This window comes from Pseudomonas sp. ES4 (assembly GCF_050586665.1).
Taxonomy (GTDB): Bacteria; Pseudomonadota; Gammaproteobacteria; order Pseudomonadales; family Pseudomonadaceae; genus Aquipseudomonas; species Aquipseudomonas frederiksbergensis.
The window spans coordinates 173216-190183 of the sequence record NZ_JBOBDO010000007.1 but is presented as its reverse complement, the minus strand read 5'-3'; the positions used below and the strand labels follow the sequence as shown (position 1 = coordinate 190183).

Genomic DNA, 16968 nt, shown 5'->3' with positions numbered 1-16968 from the left:
AAATCACCGTTTGCTTTTGATGATGGTGCCCAGGCCTTGCAGATAGGCCACCAGCGCGTCCATTTCGGTTTTGCCCTTCACAGCATCCTGGGCACCGGCGATGTCTTCGTCGGTGTAAGGGACGCCGAGCGTGCGCAAGACTTCCATTTTCTTGGCGGTGTCTTTGCCGTCGAGCTTGTTTTCCACGAGGAACGGGTAGGCCGGCATTTTCGACTCAGGCACCACGTTGCGCGGGTTGTACAAATGCGCACGCTGCCAGTCATCGGAATAACGACCGCCGACACGGGCCAGGTCCGGACCGGTACGCTTGGAACCCCACAGGAACGGGTGGTCCCAGACGCTTTCACCAGCGACCGAGTAGTGGCCATAACGTTCGGTTTCAGCACGGAACGGGCGGATCATCTGCGAGTGGCAGCCGACACAACCGTTGGCGATGTAGATGTCGCGGCCTTCCAGTTCAAGGGCGGTGCGAGGCTTCATGCCTTCGACCGGCTTGTTGGTGACGTCCTGGAAAAACAGCGGAACGATCTGGGTCAAGCCGCCGATGCTGACGGCGATAACCATGAAGAAGGCCAGCAGGCCAATGTTCTTCTCGACTGCTTCATGCTTCATCAGTGAGCTCCAACTACAGCAATCTGTTCAGCAGCTTTGGCTTCAGCCGGGTTCGAGGCACGTACGGTACGCCATACGTTGTAGGCCATGAACAGCATGCCGCTGGCGAAGAACGCACCGCCCAGGGCGCGAACGATGAAACCAGGATGGCTGGCTTGCAGCGCTTCGACGAACGAATAGGTGAGGGTGCCGTCGTCGTTGATTGCACGCCACATCAGACCCTGGGTGATGCCGTTGACCCACATCGAAGCGATGTACAGCACGGTACCGATGGTTGCGAGCCAGAAGTGCGTGTTGATCAGGCCGATGCTGTGCATCTGCACACGACCGAACAGTTTCGGGATCATGTGGTAGATCGCGCCGATCGAGATCATCGCTACCCAACCCAAGGCGCCAGCGTGCACGTGGCCGATGGTCCAGTCGGTGTAGTGGGACAGCGAGTTGACGGTCTTGATGGCCATCATCGGGCCTTCGAAGGTCGACATGCCGTAGAACGCCAGCGATACCACGAGGAAGCGCAGGATCGGGTCGGTGCGCAGCTTATGCCAGGCGCCCGACAGGGTCATCATGCCGTTGATCATGCCGCCCCAGCTCGGTGCCAGCAGGATGATCGACATCGCCATGCCCAGGGACTGAGCCCAGTCCGGCAGCGCGGTGTAGTGCAGGTGGTGCGGACCGGCCCAGATGTACAGGGTGATCAACGCCCAGAAGTGCACGATCGACAGGCGATAGGAGTAGATCGGACGCTCGGCCTGCTTCGGAACGAAGTAGTACATCATCCCCAGGAAGCCCGTGGTCAGGAAGAAACCCACCGCGTTGTGGCCGTACCACCACTGGATCATCGCATCAGTCGCACCGGCGTAGGCCGAGTAGGACTTGAAGAAACTGACCGGCAGGGAGGCGTGGTTGACGATGTGCAGCATCGCCGTCACAACGATGAAGGCACCGTAGAACCAGTTACCCACATAGATGTGCTTGGTCTTACGCTTGGTGATGGTGCCGAAGAACACCAGACCGTAGGTAACCCAGACGATGGCCAGCAGGATAGCCAGGGGCCATTCCAGTTCCGCGTATTCCTTGGTGGTGGTGTAACCCAACGGCAAGGTAACGATCGCGCCGACGATCACCGCTTGCCAACCCCAGAAGGTGAAGGCGGCGAGGCTGTCGGAAATCAGTCGCGTTTGGCAGGTTCGCTGCACGACGTAATAAGAAGTGGCAAACAGAGCACAACCACCGAAGGCGAAAATCACCAGGTTGGTGTGCAACGGGCGTAAGCGTCCAAAAGTCGTCCACGGCAGACCGAAGTTCAATTCCGGCCATACAAGCTGTGAGGCGATGAAGACACCAAGCCCCATGCCAAGGATCCCCCAGACCACCGTCATGATGGCGAACTGGCGGACTACCTTATAGTTATAAGCAGTCGGACTGATTGCTGTGCTCATTCTAAGGTTCCACGGTTTGGGTGTTTTATTAGGAGTAAAAATCGGCCGCAAGTATGGAGAAAGCGGGGGGTCATTGCAACGCGCCATGACCTGGGTCAATGCTTTCAAAAGCTGATTCTGCGGCCTTTCCATGCGCCGCGTAAGGACAAAATTGGCCAAGGGCAAAATGTCGCAGCAGACGAAATGGGTGAGGGGGTCAGGTCGGATGTAACGGGGTGTGTTCAAACCCGACGATTGGGTGACAGATGGCAATTGGCATGACAGCCGGTATCTACCAGCCTTTGCGGCCTGTCATCGAGTAGATTCGTCGAACACATCGGGTCGGGTCGACCTGGAACCGGCTCATGCCAGTCCGCATCGGGGGAAGCTTAGACCTGAATCCGGGGAACTGAAAGGAGGACCAGCGCAGGGGTGCGACACTTGGTCGCAAAGGGGCAGGGAACTGCCGCATCCGGGAGAATGCGGCAGCAGAGCAGTCGAGATTTATTCGTGTTTGCCTTCAGCCTGCAAACGTTCGGTGCTCAAACCGTGGGACAAGCTGTAAACGTAAGCCGCCAGCAGTTGCACTTTGTCGTTGCCGAGCAGTTCGTTCTGCGCCGGCATATGACCTTGGCGGCCATGACGAATGGTCTGTTGCAACTGCGCCAGGCTTGTACCGTAGATAAAGCCGGCCGGTTGCGTCAGGTTCGGCGCACCCATGGCTTCAGTGCCCTTGCCGTTTGCCCCATGACAAGCTACGCACATGGTGCTGAACGCTTGCTGTCCGGCGTGCAGATCGGCGCCATTGTCGGCAGGCAACGGCAGTCCGGCCAGGTCATGGCGCACATAAGCCGCAACGTTTTTCACCCCGGCATCACCCAGGATTTCACCCCAGGCCGGCATCGCGGCCATGCGACCACCCATGATCGTGGTTTTGATCGTTTCGGCGTTGCCGCCCCAGCGCCAGGTGGTGTCCGCCAGGTTCGGGAAGCCGAAAGCGCCCTTGGCATCCGAGCCGTGGCAAACCGCGCAATTGGAGGCAAACAGGCGACCGCCCATTTTCAACGCTAGCGGGTCCGTCGCCACTTCTTCCACGGGCATCGCCGCGAATTTGGCGAAGATCGGCCCGAACTTCGCGTCAGCCTTGTTCATCTCCTTTTCCCACTCGTTGACGCCGGTCCAACCGTTCTCGTAACCCGGCAGAATGCCTTTCCAGTTGCCCAGGCCCGGATAAAGCACCAGATAACCGACGGCAAACACCAGCGTGCCGGCGAACAGCAGGAACCACCATTGCGGCAGTGGGTTGTCGTACTCCTCGATGCCGTCGAAGCTGTGGCCCATGGTCTGGTCGACGCTGCCCTTGGTTTCGCCCTTGCGGGTGCCGATCAGCAGCCAGGTCAAGCCGATCAGGCTGCCAATGGTCAGTACGCAGATCCACGTACTCCAGAAAGTGGTCATGGCCGGGTACTCCTTGTTTCAGGTTCTTGGGTGGCGTCATCGGGCAGGGGTTCATCGGCGAACGGCAGCAAGCGCGCTTCGGCGAATTCCGGATTGCGCTTTCTGTTGAACACCCACAGCGTCAGGCCGACGAAGGCCAGGAACACCACGACCGTGCCCAGGCCGCGGATCATTCCACTGCTCATTACGCTTACGATTTCAAAGGGCATGGCCATGGCTCACCTCTTGCTCTTGATGGATGTGCCGAGCACTTGCAGGTAAGCGACCAGTGCGTCCATTTCGGTCTTGCCCTGGAGCGAGGCGACTGAACCTGTGATGTCTTCATCGGTGTACGGCACGCCGAGGGTGCGCATGGCGCGGATCTTGGTTTCGGTGTGGCTGCTATCGACCTTGTTGTCCACCAGCCACGGGTAGGCCGGCATCTTCGATTCCGGCACCACGTTGCGCGGGTTGTACAAGTGCGCGCGATGCCAGTCTTCGGAGTAGCGACCGCCGACGCGGGCCAGGTCCGGACCGGTGCGCTTGGAGCCCCACAGGAATGGGTGATCCCAGACGCTTTCACCGGCCACCGAGTAGTGGCCATAGCGTTCCGTTTCAGCACGGAACGGGCGGATCATCTGCGAATGGCAACCAACGCAGCCTTCGCGGATGTAAATGTCGCGACCTTCCAGTTGCAGCGCGGTGTAGGGCTTCATGCCTTCCACTGGTTTATTGGTCACGTCCTGAAAGAACAGCGGGACGATCTGGGTCAGACCGCCGATGCTCACAGCCAACACCATCAGCAGCATCAGCAGGCCGACGTTTTTCTCGATTGTTTCGTGTTTCATGACGGACTCCTCAGGCGATCTGCGCGGCAGCGGCGGCTTCGGCAGGCTGCGAGGCCCGTACGGTGCGCCAGGTGTTGTAGGCCATCAGCAACATGCCGCTGAAGAAAATCGCACCGCCTACCAGACGCACGACGAAGCCTGGGTGGCTGGCCACCAGGGTTTCGACGAAGGAGTAGGTCAGCGTGCCGTCTTCGTTGACCGCGCGCCACATGAGGCCCTGGGCAATGCCGTTGACCCACATCGACGCGATGTACAGCACGGTGCCGATGGTCGCGAGCCAGAAGTGCGCGTTGATCAGGCCGATGCTGTGCATCTGCGTGCGACCGAAGATTTTCGGGATCATGTGGTACAGCGCGCCGATGGAGATCATCGCGACCCAACCGAGGGCGCCGGCGTGAACATGGCCGATGGTCCAGTCGGTGTAGTGGGAGAGGGCGTTGACCGTCTTGATCGCCATCATCGGTCCTTCGAAGGTCGACATGCCGTAGAAGGCCAGCGAGACCACGAGGAAGCGCAGGATCGGGTCGCTGCGCAACTTATGCCAGGCGCCCGAGAGCGTCATCATGCCGTTGATCATCCCGCCCCAGCTCGGCGCCAGCAGGATCAGCGACATCACCATGCCCAGCGACTGAGCCCAGTCCGGCAGCGCGGTGTAGTGCAAGTGGTGCGGACCGGCCCAGATGTACAGGGTGATCAGCGCCCAGAAGTGCACGATCGACAAGCGATAGGAGTACACCGGACGCTCAGCCTGTTTCGGCACGAAGTAGTACATCATCCCGAGGAAACCGGCGGTGAGGAAAAAGCCTACGGCGTTGTGCCCGTACCACCACTGCACCATGGCATCAGTCGCACCGGCGTACACCGAGTAGGACTTGGTGAAACTCACCGGCAATTCCAGGTTGTTGACGATGTGCAGGATCGCCACGGTGATGATGAAGCCACCGAAGAACCAGTTACCGACATAGATGTGTTTGGTCTTGCGCTGCATGATCGTGCCAAAGAACACGACGGCATAGGCCACCCAGACAATGGTGATCAGAATGTCGATCGGCCATTCAAGCTCGGCGTATTCCTTGGAACTGGTGTAACCCAGCGGCAGGCTGATGGCCGCCAGCAGGATCACAAGCTGCCAGCCCCAGAAACAGAATGCGGCGATTTTCGGCGCGAACAGTCGGGTCTGGCAGGTGCGTTGCACCGAATAGAACGAACTGGCGAACAGGGCGCAACCGCCGAAGGCGAAGATCACTGCGTTAGTGTGCAGCGGGCGCAGACGCCCGAAGCTGGTCCACGGCAGATTGAAGTTGAGTTCAGGCCAGACCAATTGAGCCGCGAGAAAAACCCCGAGCCCCATTCCGACGATGCCCCACACCACCGTCATAATGGCGAATTGGCGGACCACCTTGTAGTTGTAGGCGGTACTGATAGAAGTGTTCATGGTTCCCCATCCACGGTTCAGCCGAAGTGAGGGCCTGCCTTTGCGAGTAAGCCGCACGGCAGACGCTCCCTTCGCCTGGAGTTATAGGCAGACTAAAAGCGAGGCAAGCATGGACAAAGAGCACAAGGCCAGTATTGACGAGGATCAATGGGCGCGGTGTGTACGGGATCATGGATGGTTATGGAATGCCGCCACGACACCAGCATCGGCGACGCTGATTCTCGCTCACGGTGCCGGCGCACCCATGGACAGCGCCTGGATGAACGACATGGCTGCGCGCCTTGCTGCATCTGGGATCAACGTGCTGCGCTTCGAGTTTCCGTACATGGCGCAACGGCGTGTTGATGGGGGTAAACGTCCACCGAACCCAGCGCCGAAACTGCTCGAGTGCTGGCGTGAGGTCTATGCCGTGGTGCGACGCCATGTCGCTGGGCGTCTGGCCATTGGTGGCAAGTCCATGGGCGGGCGGATGGCGAGTTTGTTGGCGGATGAACTGGAGGCCGATGCGTTGGTGTGCCTCGGATATCCGTTTTATGCGGTAGGGAAACCTGAGAAGCCTCGGGTCGAGCATTTGGCCGTGCTGAAGACGCGGACGTTAATCGTGCAGGGCGAGCGGGATGCGTTGGGCAATCGTGAGGCCGTCGAGGCTTACACGTTGGCACCGAGTATCGAGGTGTTCTGGCTGGCGGCGGGGGATCATGATTTGAAGCCGTTGAAGGCTTCCGGGTTTACCCATGAGCAGCATTTGGAGACTGCGGCGCAGAAGGTTGCTGATTTCCTGCGCTAAGCGATCGTTCCCACGCAGAGCGTGGGAACGATCAGGATCAGGCGAGGCGCTATCAGCGGTTAAACCGCTCCACCAACGAATACTGGGTATTCGCCGTCTTCGTCAGCTCTTCACTCAACAATGCCGAGTGTTGCGCCTGTTCCGAGGTCTGATCCGCCAGGTGCGAGATGTTGCTGATGTTACGGCTGATCTCTTCGGCGACAGCGCTTTGCTCTTCGGTCGCCGCCGCGATCTGGGTGGTCATGTCGGTGATGTTGGCCACCGCTTCGCTGATCCCCACTAGCGCCTGATCCGCTTCCAGAACCCGCGCCACACCTTCTTCGGCCTGGCGATGGCCAGCCTCCATGGTTTGCACCGCGGTGCTGGCGGTTTGCTGGAGCTTGGCGATCAACGCGTGGATCTGCCCGGTGGATTCGCTGGTGCGTTGCGCCAGTTGGCGAACTTCGTCGGCGACTACCGCGAAGCCACGACCCATTTCACCGGCACGGGCCGCTTCGATAGCCGCGTTCAAGGCCAGCAGGTTGGTCTGGTCGGCGATGCCTTTGATCACATCGACCACGCCACCGATTTCGTCGCTGTCCTTGGCCAGTTGGGTCACGGTCAGCCCGGTTTCACCCACCACCACCGACAGGCGCTGGATGGCTTCGCGGGTTTCCCCGGCGATGTCGCGACCGCGACCGGTCAGGCGATTGGCTTCTTGAGTCGCATCGGCCGTGCGCTGCACGTGGCTGGCGACTTCCTGCGTGGTGGCGGCCATCTGATTGACGGCAGTGGCCACTTGCTCGGTTTCGACGCGTTGGCGTTCCAGACCATTGGAGCTGTTATGCGCCAGGGTGTCGGACTGTTTCGCTTGTTCGCTCAGGTGCTCGGCGGTGTCCTGCAGACGGGTCAGGCAGGTTTTCAGGCGGGCTTCCTGGCTGAGGATCGACATCTCCAGACGCGCTTGAGCGCCGCGGCTGTCGGTGTACATCTGCGCGATCAGCGGGTCGGAGGTGGTCTGCCCAGCCAGATGCAGCAGACGCTTGAGGCCGCGCTGTTGCCAGCTCAACCCCAACAGACCCAATGGCACCGACAGACCGGCGGCCAACGCAAAACCCCATTGGGAATTGAGCGACGCACCGATCATGAAGCTCAGTTGGCTGACCAGAATGAACGGCAGCCAGTCCTGTAGCACCGGCAGCCATTTGTCCGTTGAAGGAATCGCCGACTTGCCCTGGTTGATGCGTTGGTAGAGCGCTTCGGCACGGCGGATCTGCTCGGCGGTGGGTTTGACCCGCACCGATTCGTAACCGACCACCTGATTGCCTTCGAAAACCGGCGTGACATAGGCGTTAACCCAGTAGTGATCACCGGTCTTGCAGCGATTCTTGACAATGCCCATCCATGGCAAGCCTTGTTTCAGTGTGCCCCACATGTGCGCGAATACCGCGGCCGGGACGTCAGGGTGACGGACCAGGTTATGCGGCGCACGGATCAGCTCTTCACGAGAATACCCGCTGATTTCGACGAAAGCGTCGTTGCAGTAGGTGATCACGCCCTTGGCATCGGTGGTGGAAATCAACCGTTGCTGAGCCGGGAAGGTCCGTTCGCGTTGTGTAATTGGCTGGTTGTTACGCATGGCTTTTTCAATCCGCAAGGCTTTGACGGGTTGTCGGCATCGTCAGCCATTTATTGAGATTATTTTTCGGTAATCAGTGGCGCGTCGCAAAACGACCCTTGCGTCAGCTGGCAAGCATCGGATAGGTGAACAGTCCGAAATGCAGCAGGTTCAGGCCGAAATGGGTGGCGATGGCCGCACCCAAGCCACCAAAACGGTAGGCCAGACCATAGCTGACACCTGCCAGGCTCGCCAGCAACACCCATTGCCAACCGGCACCCACATGCGCCAGGCCGAACAACAGCGAGGCAAGGAGAAGGGCGAGGTTTTCACCGTAGGGCAGGTTTTTGAAGCACCGGGTCAGACCACCCTGGATATAGCCGCGAAAGAGCGCTTCCTCGACCAGCGTCACCAGCAGCAGGTTGTTCAGTAGCCACAACCAGGCTTGATCCGGCCACTTCGGTGCCCAACTGATCACGCCCAGCAACAGCGCGCCACCCAAGGCCAGCACGGCACTCAGGGACAGCGCCAGCGCAGAGGCATAAACGCCGAGGCGCAGCGAACGTCGGCCGACAATCCACGGGCAGACCAGCAGTAGCCAGAAACCGATCAGGGGCTTGTCCAGATTCAGGTACATGGCAAACGTCACGGCATCATCGGTAAAACGTTGAGGGTTGATCCCTCGACCGTTGTAGAACCCGGGGAGCCAGTGCAGCGCCAACGCCAAGGCCATGAAAATGAACAAGCCATGACCGAGGTAGTGGCCGATCCGCACCTGTTGTTGGCGCACCGCAAAACCGGCAGTCAGCAGCAGCGCGACGGATATCCCGGCGAGCCATCCGAGATGGCCGTAGCTCAGTGCCAGACCATAGCCAATAGAAAGAAGGGCCAGGTAGTTCCATGGCAGAGTCATTATTTGAAGTCCTTGGTTTTTGGTCAGCGGATAACCTGTAGCAGCTGCCGAAGGCTGCGTTCGGCTGCGAAGCAGTCGCTAATCAGGCACCGCGGTCTTTCAGATTTATCGTGGATTCAGGGTTTACGACTGCTTCGCAGCCGAACGCAGCCTTCGGCAGCTGCTACATAGGGCGCGGGAGTATAGGGTGGCTCGCGGCCCAAACAAAAACACCGCCCGAAGGCGGTGTCTGTGTCAGTTGGCTATTACGAGGCAATTAACTGCCGCAACACGTAATGCAAAATCCCCCCGGCCTTGAAGTACTCCACCTCATTGAGGGTATCGATCCGGCACAACACCTCGATTTTCTCGCGGCTGCCGTCTTCACGGGTGATCACCAGCGTCAGGTTCATCCGCGGCGTCAGCTCGACGCCGGTCAAGCCGAGAATGTCCAGTGTCTCCTTGCCGGTCAGGTTCAGGCTCTTGCGGTTTTGATCCAGTTTGAACTGCAACGGCAACACGCCCATGCCCACCAGGTTGGAACGGTGTATCCGTTCGAAGCTCTCGGCAATGACCGCTTTGACCCCCAACAGATTGGTGCCCTTCGCCGCCCAATCGCGACTCGAACCGGTGCCGTATTCTTGCCCGGCAATCACCACCAGCGGCGTGCCCGAGGCTTGATAACGCATGGCCGCGTCGTAGATCGGCATCCTCTCCCCGGTGGGAATGTAAATCGTATTACCGCCTTCTTCGCCGCCGAGCATCTCGTTACGAATGCGGATGTTGGCAAAGGTGCCGCGCATCATCACTTCGTGGTTGCCCCGTCGCGAGCCGTAGGAGTTGAAGTCCCGTGGTTCCACACCTTTGTCGCGCAGGTAGTGGCCTGCGGGGCTGTCGGCCTTGATGTTGCCGGCCGGGGAGATGTGGTCGGTGGTCACCGAATCGCCCAGCAGCGCGAGGACTCTGGCGCCGGCTATGTCCTTGACCACTGGCGGCGGCCCGCCGATGTCGTCGAAGAACGGTGGATGCTGGATGTACGTCGAATCGTCCTGCCAGACATAGGTCGCCGCTTGCGGCACTTCGATTGCCTGCCATTGCTCATCGCCGGCAAACACTTCGGCGTATTCCTTGTGGAACATCGCGGTATTGACCTGGTTCACCGCGTCGGCGATTTCCTTGGTGCTTGGCCAGATGTCCCGCAGATACACCAGATTGCCCTCCTTGTCGGTACCCAACGGCTCGCTGCTGATGTCGATGCGAACCGTACCGGCCAGGGCATAAGCGACGACCAGCGGTGGGGAGGCCAGCCAGTTGGTTTTCACCAACGGATGCACACGACCTTCGAAGTTGCGGTTGCCCGATAGCACCGAGGCGACGGTCAAGTCGGCGGCCTGAATGGCTTTTTCGATCGGCTCCGACAATGGCCCGGAGTTGCCAATGCAGGTGGTGCAGCCGTAACCGACCAAGGCAAAACCCAGTTCATCTAGGTATTGAGTCAGGCCGGCAGCCTTGTAGTAGTCAGTGACCACTTTCGAGCCTGGGGCCAGCGAACTCTTGACCCACGGTTTGCGCTTGAGGCCTTTTTCCACGGCTTTCTTCGCCACCAGGCCGGCGGCCATCATCACGCTCGGGTTGGAAGTGTTGGTGCAGGAGGTAATCGCCGCGATCACCACCGCACCGTTTTTCAATCGATAGGTCTGACCTTCGTACTCGTAGTCGGCTTCACCAGCCAGGTCGGCATTGCCCACCGCGACACCACCGCCGCCTTCACTTTCGAGACGACCGATTTCCTTGCTGGTGGGTTTGAATTGCAGGTCGACGAAGTCACTGAACGCTTGCGCGACATGCGGCAGCGATACCCGGTCTTGTGGGCGTTTCGGCCCGGCAAGGCTGGCTTCGACGCTGCCCATGTCCAACGCCAGGCTGTCGGTGAACACCGGTTCCTGGCCCGGCAGGCGCCACAGGCCCTGGATTTTGCTGTAGGCCTCGACCAGTTTCACGGTTTCGCTGCTGCGACCGGATAAACGCAGGTAGTCCAGGGTGATGTCATCCACCGGGAAAAAGCCGCAGGTGGCACCGTATTCCGGGGCCATGTTGGCGATGGTCGCGCGGTCGGCCAGCGGCAGGTCGGCGAGGCCGTCACCGTAGAACTCGACGAATTTGCCGACCACGCCTTTCTTGCGCAGCATCTGGGTGACGGTCAGTACCAGGTCAGTGGCGGTGATGCCTTCCTTGAGCTTGCCGGTGAGTTTGAAGCCGATCACTTCCGGGATTAGCATCGACACCGGTTGACCCAGCATCGCCGCTTCCGCTTCGATCCCGCCGACACCCCAGCCGAGTACGCCGAGGCCGTTGATCATGGTGGTGTGGGAGTCGGTGCCGACCAGGGTGTCGGGGAAGGCGTAGGTGCGACCGTCCTCGTCCTTGGTCCAGACCGTGCGCCCCAGGTATTCCAGATTCACCTGGTGGCAGATCCCGGTGCCCGGCGGTACCACACTGAAATTGTCGAAGGCGCTTTGGCCCCAGCGCAGGAACGCATAACGTTCACCGTTGCGCTGCATTTCGATGTCGACGTTCTGTTCGAAGGCGCTGGCGCTGGCGAATTTGTCGACCATCACCGAGTGGTCGATCACCAGATCCACGGGGGAGAGCGGATTGATTCGCTGCGGGTCGCCGCCGGCCTTGGCCATCGCGGCACGCATGGCGGCCAGATCGACCACGGCGGGAACGCCGGTAAAGTCCTGCATCAACACCCGCGCGGGACGGTACTGGATTTCGCGGTCGGAGCGACGCTCCTTGAGCCAGGCGGCAATCGCCTTGAGGTCGGCGCCGGTGACGGTTTTTTCATCTTCCCAGCGCAGCAGGTTTTCCAGCAGCACTTTCAACGACATCGGCAGCTTGTCCAGGTCGCCCAGGCTTTTGGCGGCATCCGGCAGGCTGAAATAGTGATAGGTCTTGTCGTCGACTTGTAAGGTTTTAAGGGTTTTCAGGCTATCGAGGGACGGCATTGAAATGACTCCTTTGAGTCCGCACGGCTACGGACTGACGGGACAGACAGAGCCTTTAACCTAGCCCTGTTCATTCGTTAACGCTAATAACTGGACTCTATGGCCAAGCCCAGGGTTCCGAACTCGGCTATCATGCGCCGGTTTTCGTGACAGGCTTTGCTTCAACGCAAGTCTGGGCATCGCGCAGTGGTTGAATTTCTCGCCATCTGCCCAGGAGTAAGAATGAACACCCTCTTTATGCATTGCCGGCCGGGCTTCGAAGGCGAAGTCTGTTCCGAGATTTCCGAACACGCCGCGCGGCTGAACGTGGCCGGTTATGCCAAGGCCAAGACCGCCAGCGCCTGCGCCGAATTCATCTGCACCGAAGAAGACGGTGCCGAGCGCCTGATGCGTGGCCAGCGTTTCGCCGATCTGATCTTCCCGCGGCAGTGGGCTCGCGGGATCTTCATCGATCTGCCGGAAACCGACCGCATCAGCGTGATCCTCGCGCACATGGCGGACTTTCCGCTGTGCGGCAGCCTGTGGCTGGAAATGGTCGACACCAACGATGGCAAGGAACTGTCGAACTTCTGCAAGAAGTTCGAAGGCCACCTGCGCAAGGCGCTGATGGCCGCTGGAAAACTGGTTGAAGATGCCCACAAACCGCGCCTGCTGCTGACTTTCAAAAGTGGCCGAGAAGTGTTCATGGGCCTGGCCGAGTCGAACAACTCGGCGATGTGGCCGATGGGCATTCCGCGCCTGAAGTTTCCGCGTGAAGCGCCGAGCCGTTCGACGCTGAAACTCGAAGAGGCGTGGCACCATTTCATCCCGCGCGACCAGTGGGACGAGCGTCTGCACAGCGACATGACTGGCGTTGACCTTGGCGCCGCTCCCGGCGGCTGGACCTGGCAACTGGTCAATCGCGGCATGCTGGTGACTGCGATCGACAACGGCCCGATGGCCGAAAGCCTGATGGACACTGGTCTGGTGCAACACTTGATGGCCGACGGTTTCACCTTCAAGCCCAAGCAACCGGTGGACTGGATGGTCTGCGACATCGTCGAGAAACCGGCGCGCAACGCCGCGATGCTGGAAGAGTGGATTGGCGAAGGGCATTGCCGCGAAGCGGTGGTCAACCTCAAGCTGCCGATGAAACAGCGTTACGCCGAAGTGAAGCGCTTGCTGGAACGCATTGCCGACGGGTTCAAGGAACGCGGGATTCGGGTCGAGATCGGCTGCAAGCAGCTGTATCACGACCGTGAAGAAGTGACCTGCCACCTGCGCCGGCTAGACGTGAAGAAACCCAAGTCCCGCTGATTCACACGGACCCATGTGGGAGCGAGCCTGCTCGCGAAGGCGATAGATCAGCCGACATATATGTTGAATGACACACCGCATTCGCGAGCAGGCTCGCTCCCACAGGGATCGGTGTAACGCCACAGATGACCGAACACCCGGCAATGCGCGACAATGCCGGCAAGTTTCAGGAGTGAATCATGAGTGAAATGATTGATACGCCGGTTGACGGCACCCTCGACGCCACCGGCCTCAACTGCCCGGAACCGGTGATGATGCTGCACCAGCACATCCGTGACCTGGTGCCCGGCGGCTTGCTCAAGGTGATCGCCACCGACCCGTCGACCCGTCGCGACATTCCCAAGTTCTGCGTCTTTCTCGACCACGAACTGGTGGCGCAGCACGAAGAGGCAGGCACCTACCTCTACTGGATCCGCAAGAAACTCGCTTAACCCGCCGAATGGCTGATGCGGATCCGCTTGCGTGCACTGCGCGTCAGGCGGATCGACAGCATCAACGCCGCGCAACTCAAGCCCACGATCAATCCCTGCCACAGCCCGCTCGGGCCGCTCGGCGCGCCGAACCAATCGGTCAAGCCCAGCGCGTAACCCACCGGCAGACCAATGCCCCAGTAAGCGAACAGCGTCAGGATCATCGTCACCCGCGTGTCTTGATAGCCGCGCAACGCGCCGGCAGCCGTCACCTGGATCGCGTCGGAAAACTGGAACAGCGCCGAATACACAATCAGCATCGCCGCGACATGAATCACCGTCGGGTCGGCGGTGTAAATCGCAGCAATGGGTTCACGCAGCAATAGCATCAGGCTCGCCGACAAGCACGCATAAGCCAGGGCGGTGCCCATGCCGACACCGGCGGCGAAGCGGGCTTCACGTGGCTCCTCGCGGCCCAGCGCCTGACCGACTCGCACGGTCACGGCCATGCCCAAGGAGTAGGGGATCATGAACACCAACGAGCTGAAGTTCAGCGCGATCTGGTGCCCGGCGACCACGGTGGCGCCGAGGCTGCCGATCAGCAGCGCAATCACCGCGAAGATGCTCGATTCGGCAAATACCGCGATGCCGATCGGCAGGCCGATGCCCAGCAGGCGTTTGATCACCGACCACTGCGGCCAGTCGAAACGGCTGAACAACTCACTCGACTGATACGCTGGCGCCCAGCGCTCCCACCCGGCCATGCCCAGCGCCATTACCCACATCACGATCGCCGTGGCCCAACCGCAACCGACACCGCCCATGGCCGGCACACCGAAGTGGCCATAGATGAAGATGTAATTCAGCGGAATGTTCAACGCCAGTCCGCACAGCCCCAGCACCATGGCCGGGCGCGTACGTCCCAGTCCATCACTGAAGCAGCGCAGCACATGGTAGAAGGCAACGGCGGGCAAACCACTGGCGATGCCGTGCAGGTATTGCATGCACGGGCCGATCAATTCGGGATCGACCTTCATGATGTGCAGAATCGGTTCGGCACTGAACAACATGCCGGTCGCCATCAATCCCACCACCAATGCCAGCCACAGAGCCTGGCGCACGATCGGGCCGATCTCGCTGTGGGTGCCGGCGCCGAAACGCTGGGCGACTTTCGGGGTGGTTGCCAGCAGCGTGCCGGTCATCAACAGAAACACCGGCACCCAGATCGAGTTGCCCAGCGCCACCGCTGCCAGATCCCGTGGCCCGACCCTGCCCGCCATTACCGCATCGACGAAGCCCATGGCGGTGGTCGCCAGCTGCGCGATCATGATCGGCAAGGCCAGGCCGAGCAGATTTTTCAGCTCCAGGCGAACCCGGGCCGGGCGGGTGAGGGAAGTAGCGGCGGGGCGGTCAGTCACGGAATTCAAGGGCGAAACGTCCAGAGGTATTGATGCGCAAGGCGGCGCATTCTACGCCCTGACGCAGTGGTCAGGAAAAGAGCTGTGTTAGGGATTTGTAATCGAAGACTAATGGTGTCCGAGATCCCCTGTGGCGAGGGTGTGTGATGACCCCTAATGCGCGCTGGCCCACTACGGCCATCTCCGCCTACACTGCCGATCCGCCAAAGGAGCCTGCCATGCTGATTGTTGCCGACGAAAATATCCCGCTGCTCGATGCCTTCTTCGAAGGTTTCGGTGAAATCCGCCGGGTGCCGGGACGTTCCATCGACCGCGCCACCGTCGAGCAGGCCGATGTGCTGCTGGTGCGCTCGGTGACCAACGTTAACCGCGCGTTGCTCGAAGGCAGCAAGGTCCGCTTTGTCGGCACCTGCACCATCGGCACCGATCACCTGGATCTGGATTACTTTCAGCGGGCCGGCATCACCTGGTCCAGCGCGCCCGGCTGCAACGCTCGCGGCGTGGTCGACTACGTGCTTGGCAGTCTGCTGACCCTGGCCGAAATCGAAGGCGCCGACCTGGCACAACGCACCTACGGCATCGTCGGTGCCGGTGAAGTGGGTGGCCGACTGGTCAAGGTCCTGCAAGGTCTGGGCTGGAACGTGCTGGTCTGCGATCCGCCAAGGCAAGCGGCAGAAGGTGGCGATTACGTCAGCCTCGAACAGATCATCGAGCAGTGCGATGTCATCAGCCTGCACACGCCGTTGAAGAAACACGGTGCCCAGTCGACCTGGCATCTGTTGGATAAAAACCGCTTGAACCAGCTCAAGCCCGGCACTTGGCTGATCAACGCCAGTCGCGGCCCGGTGGTGGACAACGCCGCCCTGCGCGAGGTGCTGCTGCAACGTGAAGACCTGCAAGCAGTGCTGGACGTCTGGGAAGGCGAGCCGGAGGTCGATGTGGCCTTGGCCGAACTCTGCGTGCTGGCGACGCCGCACATTGCCGGTTACAGCCTCGATGGCAGACAACGTGGGACTGCGCAGATCTATCAGGCCTATTGCGCTTTTCTCGGGCAAGCGGCCCCGATCAACTTGAACGATTTGCTGCCCGCGCCCTGGTTGTCGCAAGTGACCTTGAACGCCAACAGCGATCCGGCCTGGTCGCTGGCCATGTTGTGCCGTGGCGTGTACGACCCGCGCCGCGACGATGCGGATTTCCGTCGCAGCCTTGTAGGCAATGTGAGCGAACAGCGTGCGGCGTTCGATTCACTGCGCAAACATTATCCATTGCGGCGTGAGATTGATGGGTTGCGGGTGCGGATCGAGGGGGATTCGCCGGCATTGCAGAAGATCGTCGCGGGGTTGGGGGCTTCTGCTGTCTGAACATCGAGTTGGCCCCTTCGCGAGCAGGCTCGCTCCCATATTAATCTCAGTCGTATTGTGGGAGCGAGCCTGCTCGCGAATGGCTGCACCTCAATTCTGGATCAGCCGCCATAAAAAACCCGGCCATCAGAGGCCGGGTCAAGAAGACGGTGGCTATATCACTCTTGTTCGGCAGGCTTGACCAATCGCTTTTCCAGTTCGCGGCAAGCGTCCTGGATCATGTTTTCAGTGATCGGTACTTCGTGCCCATCCTCATCGATAATCGAGCAACCCAAAGACTGGTCTGGCTGCGTGCGGATCACTGGAATCTTGTCTTCGCTGCTGTTTTGCAAGGACATGGCCTGTCTCCTCATCAGGTTGTGTACTAACTGTAGAACCGCCACGTGACCGGGCTGTGACAGCTTCTTGCGATCTTTCCAGGGCGGCGACATCAGTCCACCAGAAAT

General features: G+C 60.2%; 15 protein-coding genes and 1 pseudogene. 5 read left to right on the top strand and 11 right to left on the bottom strand.

What is annotated here, in order from left to right:
* Window positions 1-3: 3 nt before the first annotated feature.
* From ccoO (ACQ4OB_RS11235) to ccoN (ACQ4OB_RS11210), 6 genes are all read right to left on the bottom strand, one after another.
* Window positions 4-612 carry a cytochrome-c oxidase, cbb3-type subunit II gene (gene ccoO, locus ACQ4OB_RS11235; RefSeq protein WP_017337535.1) on the bottom strand — a complete coding sequence of 203 codons (609 nt, stop codon included), beginning with the start codon at window positions 610-612 and terminating at the stop codon, window positions 4-6.
* Complete coding sequence (gene ccoN, locus ACQ4OB_RS11230; protein WP_008157290.1) at window positions 612-2054, bottom strand: cytochrome-c oxidase, cbb3-type subunit I; 1443 nt, start codon at window positions 2052-2054, stop codon at window positions 612-614. Before ccoN (ACQ4OB_RS11230) ends, ccoO (ACQ4OB_RS11235) begins: the two co-directional genes overlap by 1 nt.
* Before the next feature lie 483 nt (window positions 2055-2537).
* Window positions 2538-3491: a cytochrome-c oxidase, cbb3-type subunit III gene (ccoP, locus tag ACQ4OB_RS11225; protein WP_074875094.1), complete on the bottom strand. Its 954-nt coding sequence runs from the start codon at window positions 3489-3491 to the stop codon at window positions 2538-2540.
* The gene (locus tag ACQ4OB_RS11220) at window positions 3488-3700 is read right to left on the bottom strand and encodes a cbb3-type cytochrome oxidase subunit 3 (RefSeq protein ID WP_371916913.1); all 213 of its coding nucleotides are present in this window, start codon (window positions 3698-3700) and stop codon (window positions 3488-3490) included. The genes ccoP and ACQ4OB_RS11220 overlap by 4 nt, the downstream gene beginning before the upstream one ends.
* 9 nt (window positions 3701-3709) lie before the next feature.
* On the bottom strand, window positions 3710-4318 hold the full coding sequence (gene ccoO, locus ACQ4OB_RS11215) for a cytochrome-c oxidase, cbb3-type subunit II (protein ID WP_074875099.1): 609 nt from the start codon (window positions 4316-4318) through the stop codon (window positions 3710-3712).
* Window positions 4319-4328: 10 nt separating this feature from the next.
* Complete coding sequence (gene ccoN, locus ACQ4OB_RS11210) at window positions 4329-5753, bottom strand: cytochrome-c oxidase, cbb3-type subunit I (protein WP_095128764.1); 1425 nt, start codon at window positions 5751-5753, stop codon at window positions 4329-4331.
* A gap of 109 nt (window positions 5754-5862) precedes the next feature.
* Between ccoN (ACQ4OB_RS11210) and ACQ4OB_RS11205 the strand changes: the two genes are divergently transcribed.
* Complete coding sequence (locus tag ACQ4OB_RS11205; protein ID WP_430955691.1) at window positions 5863-6540, top strand: alpha/beta family hydrolase; 678 nt, start codon at window positions 5863-5865, stop codon at window positions 6538-6540.
* Window positions 6541-6592: 52 nt separating this feature from the next.
* Here the strand turns inward: ACQ4OB_RS11205 and ACQ4OB_RS11200 are convergent, their stop codons facing one another.
* The 3 genes from ACQ4OB_RS11200 to acnA form a co-directional block, all read right to left on the bottom strand.
* Window positions 6593-8158, bottom strand: coding sequence for a methyl-accepting chemotaxis protein (locus ACQ4OB_RS11200; protein WP_074875103.1), 1566 nt, complete (start codon window positions 8156-8158; stop codon window positions 6593-6595).
* Window positions 8159-8261: 103 nt separating this feature from the next.
* Complete coding sequence (locus tag ACQ4OB_RS11195; protein ID WP_102616079.1) at window positions 8262-9053, bottom strand: CPBP family glutamic-type intramembrane protease; 792 nt, start codon at window positions 9051-9053, stop codon at window positions 8262-8264.
* 242 nt (window positions 9054-9295) lie between these two features.
* A complete protein-coding gene (acnA, locus tag ACQ4OB_RS11190; RefSeq protein ID WP_430955690.1) occupies window positions 9296-12037 on the bottom strand; it encodes an aconitate hydratase AcnA in 2742 nt (913 codons plus the stop codon).
* A gap of 222 nt (window positions 12038-12259) precedes the next feature.
* On the opposite strand from acnA, the gene rlmM reads away from it, so the two are divergent.
* From rlmM to tusA, 3 genes and pseudogenes are all read left to right on the top strand, one after another.
* Window positions 12260-13333, top strand: a complete 1074-nt coding sequence (rlmM, locus tag ACQ4OB_RS11185; RefSeq protein ID WP_008157308.1) for a 23S rRNA (cytidine(2498)-2'-O)-methyltransferase RlmM — start codon at window positions 12260-12262, stop codon at window positions 13331-13333.
* Window positions 13334-13348: 15 nt separating this feature from the next.
* Window positions 13349-13441: pseudogene (locus ACQ4OB_RS11180) on the top strand (metal ABC transporter ATP-binding protein); the annotation flags it as partial.
* A gap of 71 nt (window positions 13442-13512) precedes the next feature.
* Window positions 13513-13764: a sulfurtransferase TusA gene (tusA, locus tag ACQ4OB_RS11175; protein WP_007907805.1), complete on the top strand. Its 252-nt coding sequence runs from the start codon at window positions 13513-13515 to the stop codon at window positions 13762-13764.
* Here tusA and ACQ4OB_RS11170 read toward each other — a convergent pair.
* A complete protein-coding gene (locus tag ACQ4OB_RS11170; protein WP_074875109.1) occupies window positions 13761-15170 on the bottom strand; it encodes an MATE family efflux transporter in 1410 nt (469 codons plus the stop codon). The two genes, tusA and ACQ4OB_RS11170, sit on opposite strands and share 4 nt — an antisense overlap.
* A gap of 209 nt (window positions 15171-15379) precedes the next feature.
* Here ACQ4OB_RS11170 and pdxB point away from each other — a divergent pair, with 209 nt between their 5' ends.
* Window positions 15380-16522, top strand: coding sequence for a 4-phosphoerythronate dehydrogenase PdxB (gene pdxB, locus ACQ4OB_RS11165; RefSeq protein WP_430955689.1), 1143 nt, complete (start codon window positions 15380-15382; stop codon window positions 16520-16522).
* Between the two features lie 158 nt (window positions 16523-16680).
* Here the strand turns inward: pdxB and ACQ4OB_RS11160 are convergent, their stop codons facing one another.
* A complete protein-coding gene (locus ACQ4OB_RS11160) occupies window positions 16681-16860 on the bottom strand; it encodes a PA1571 family protein (RefSeq protein WP_076030374.1) in 180 nt (59 codons plus the stop codon).
* Window positions 16861-16968: the final 108 nt, after the last annotated feature.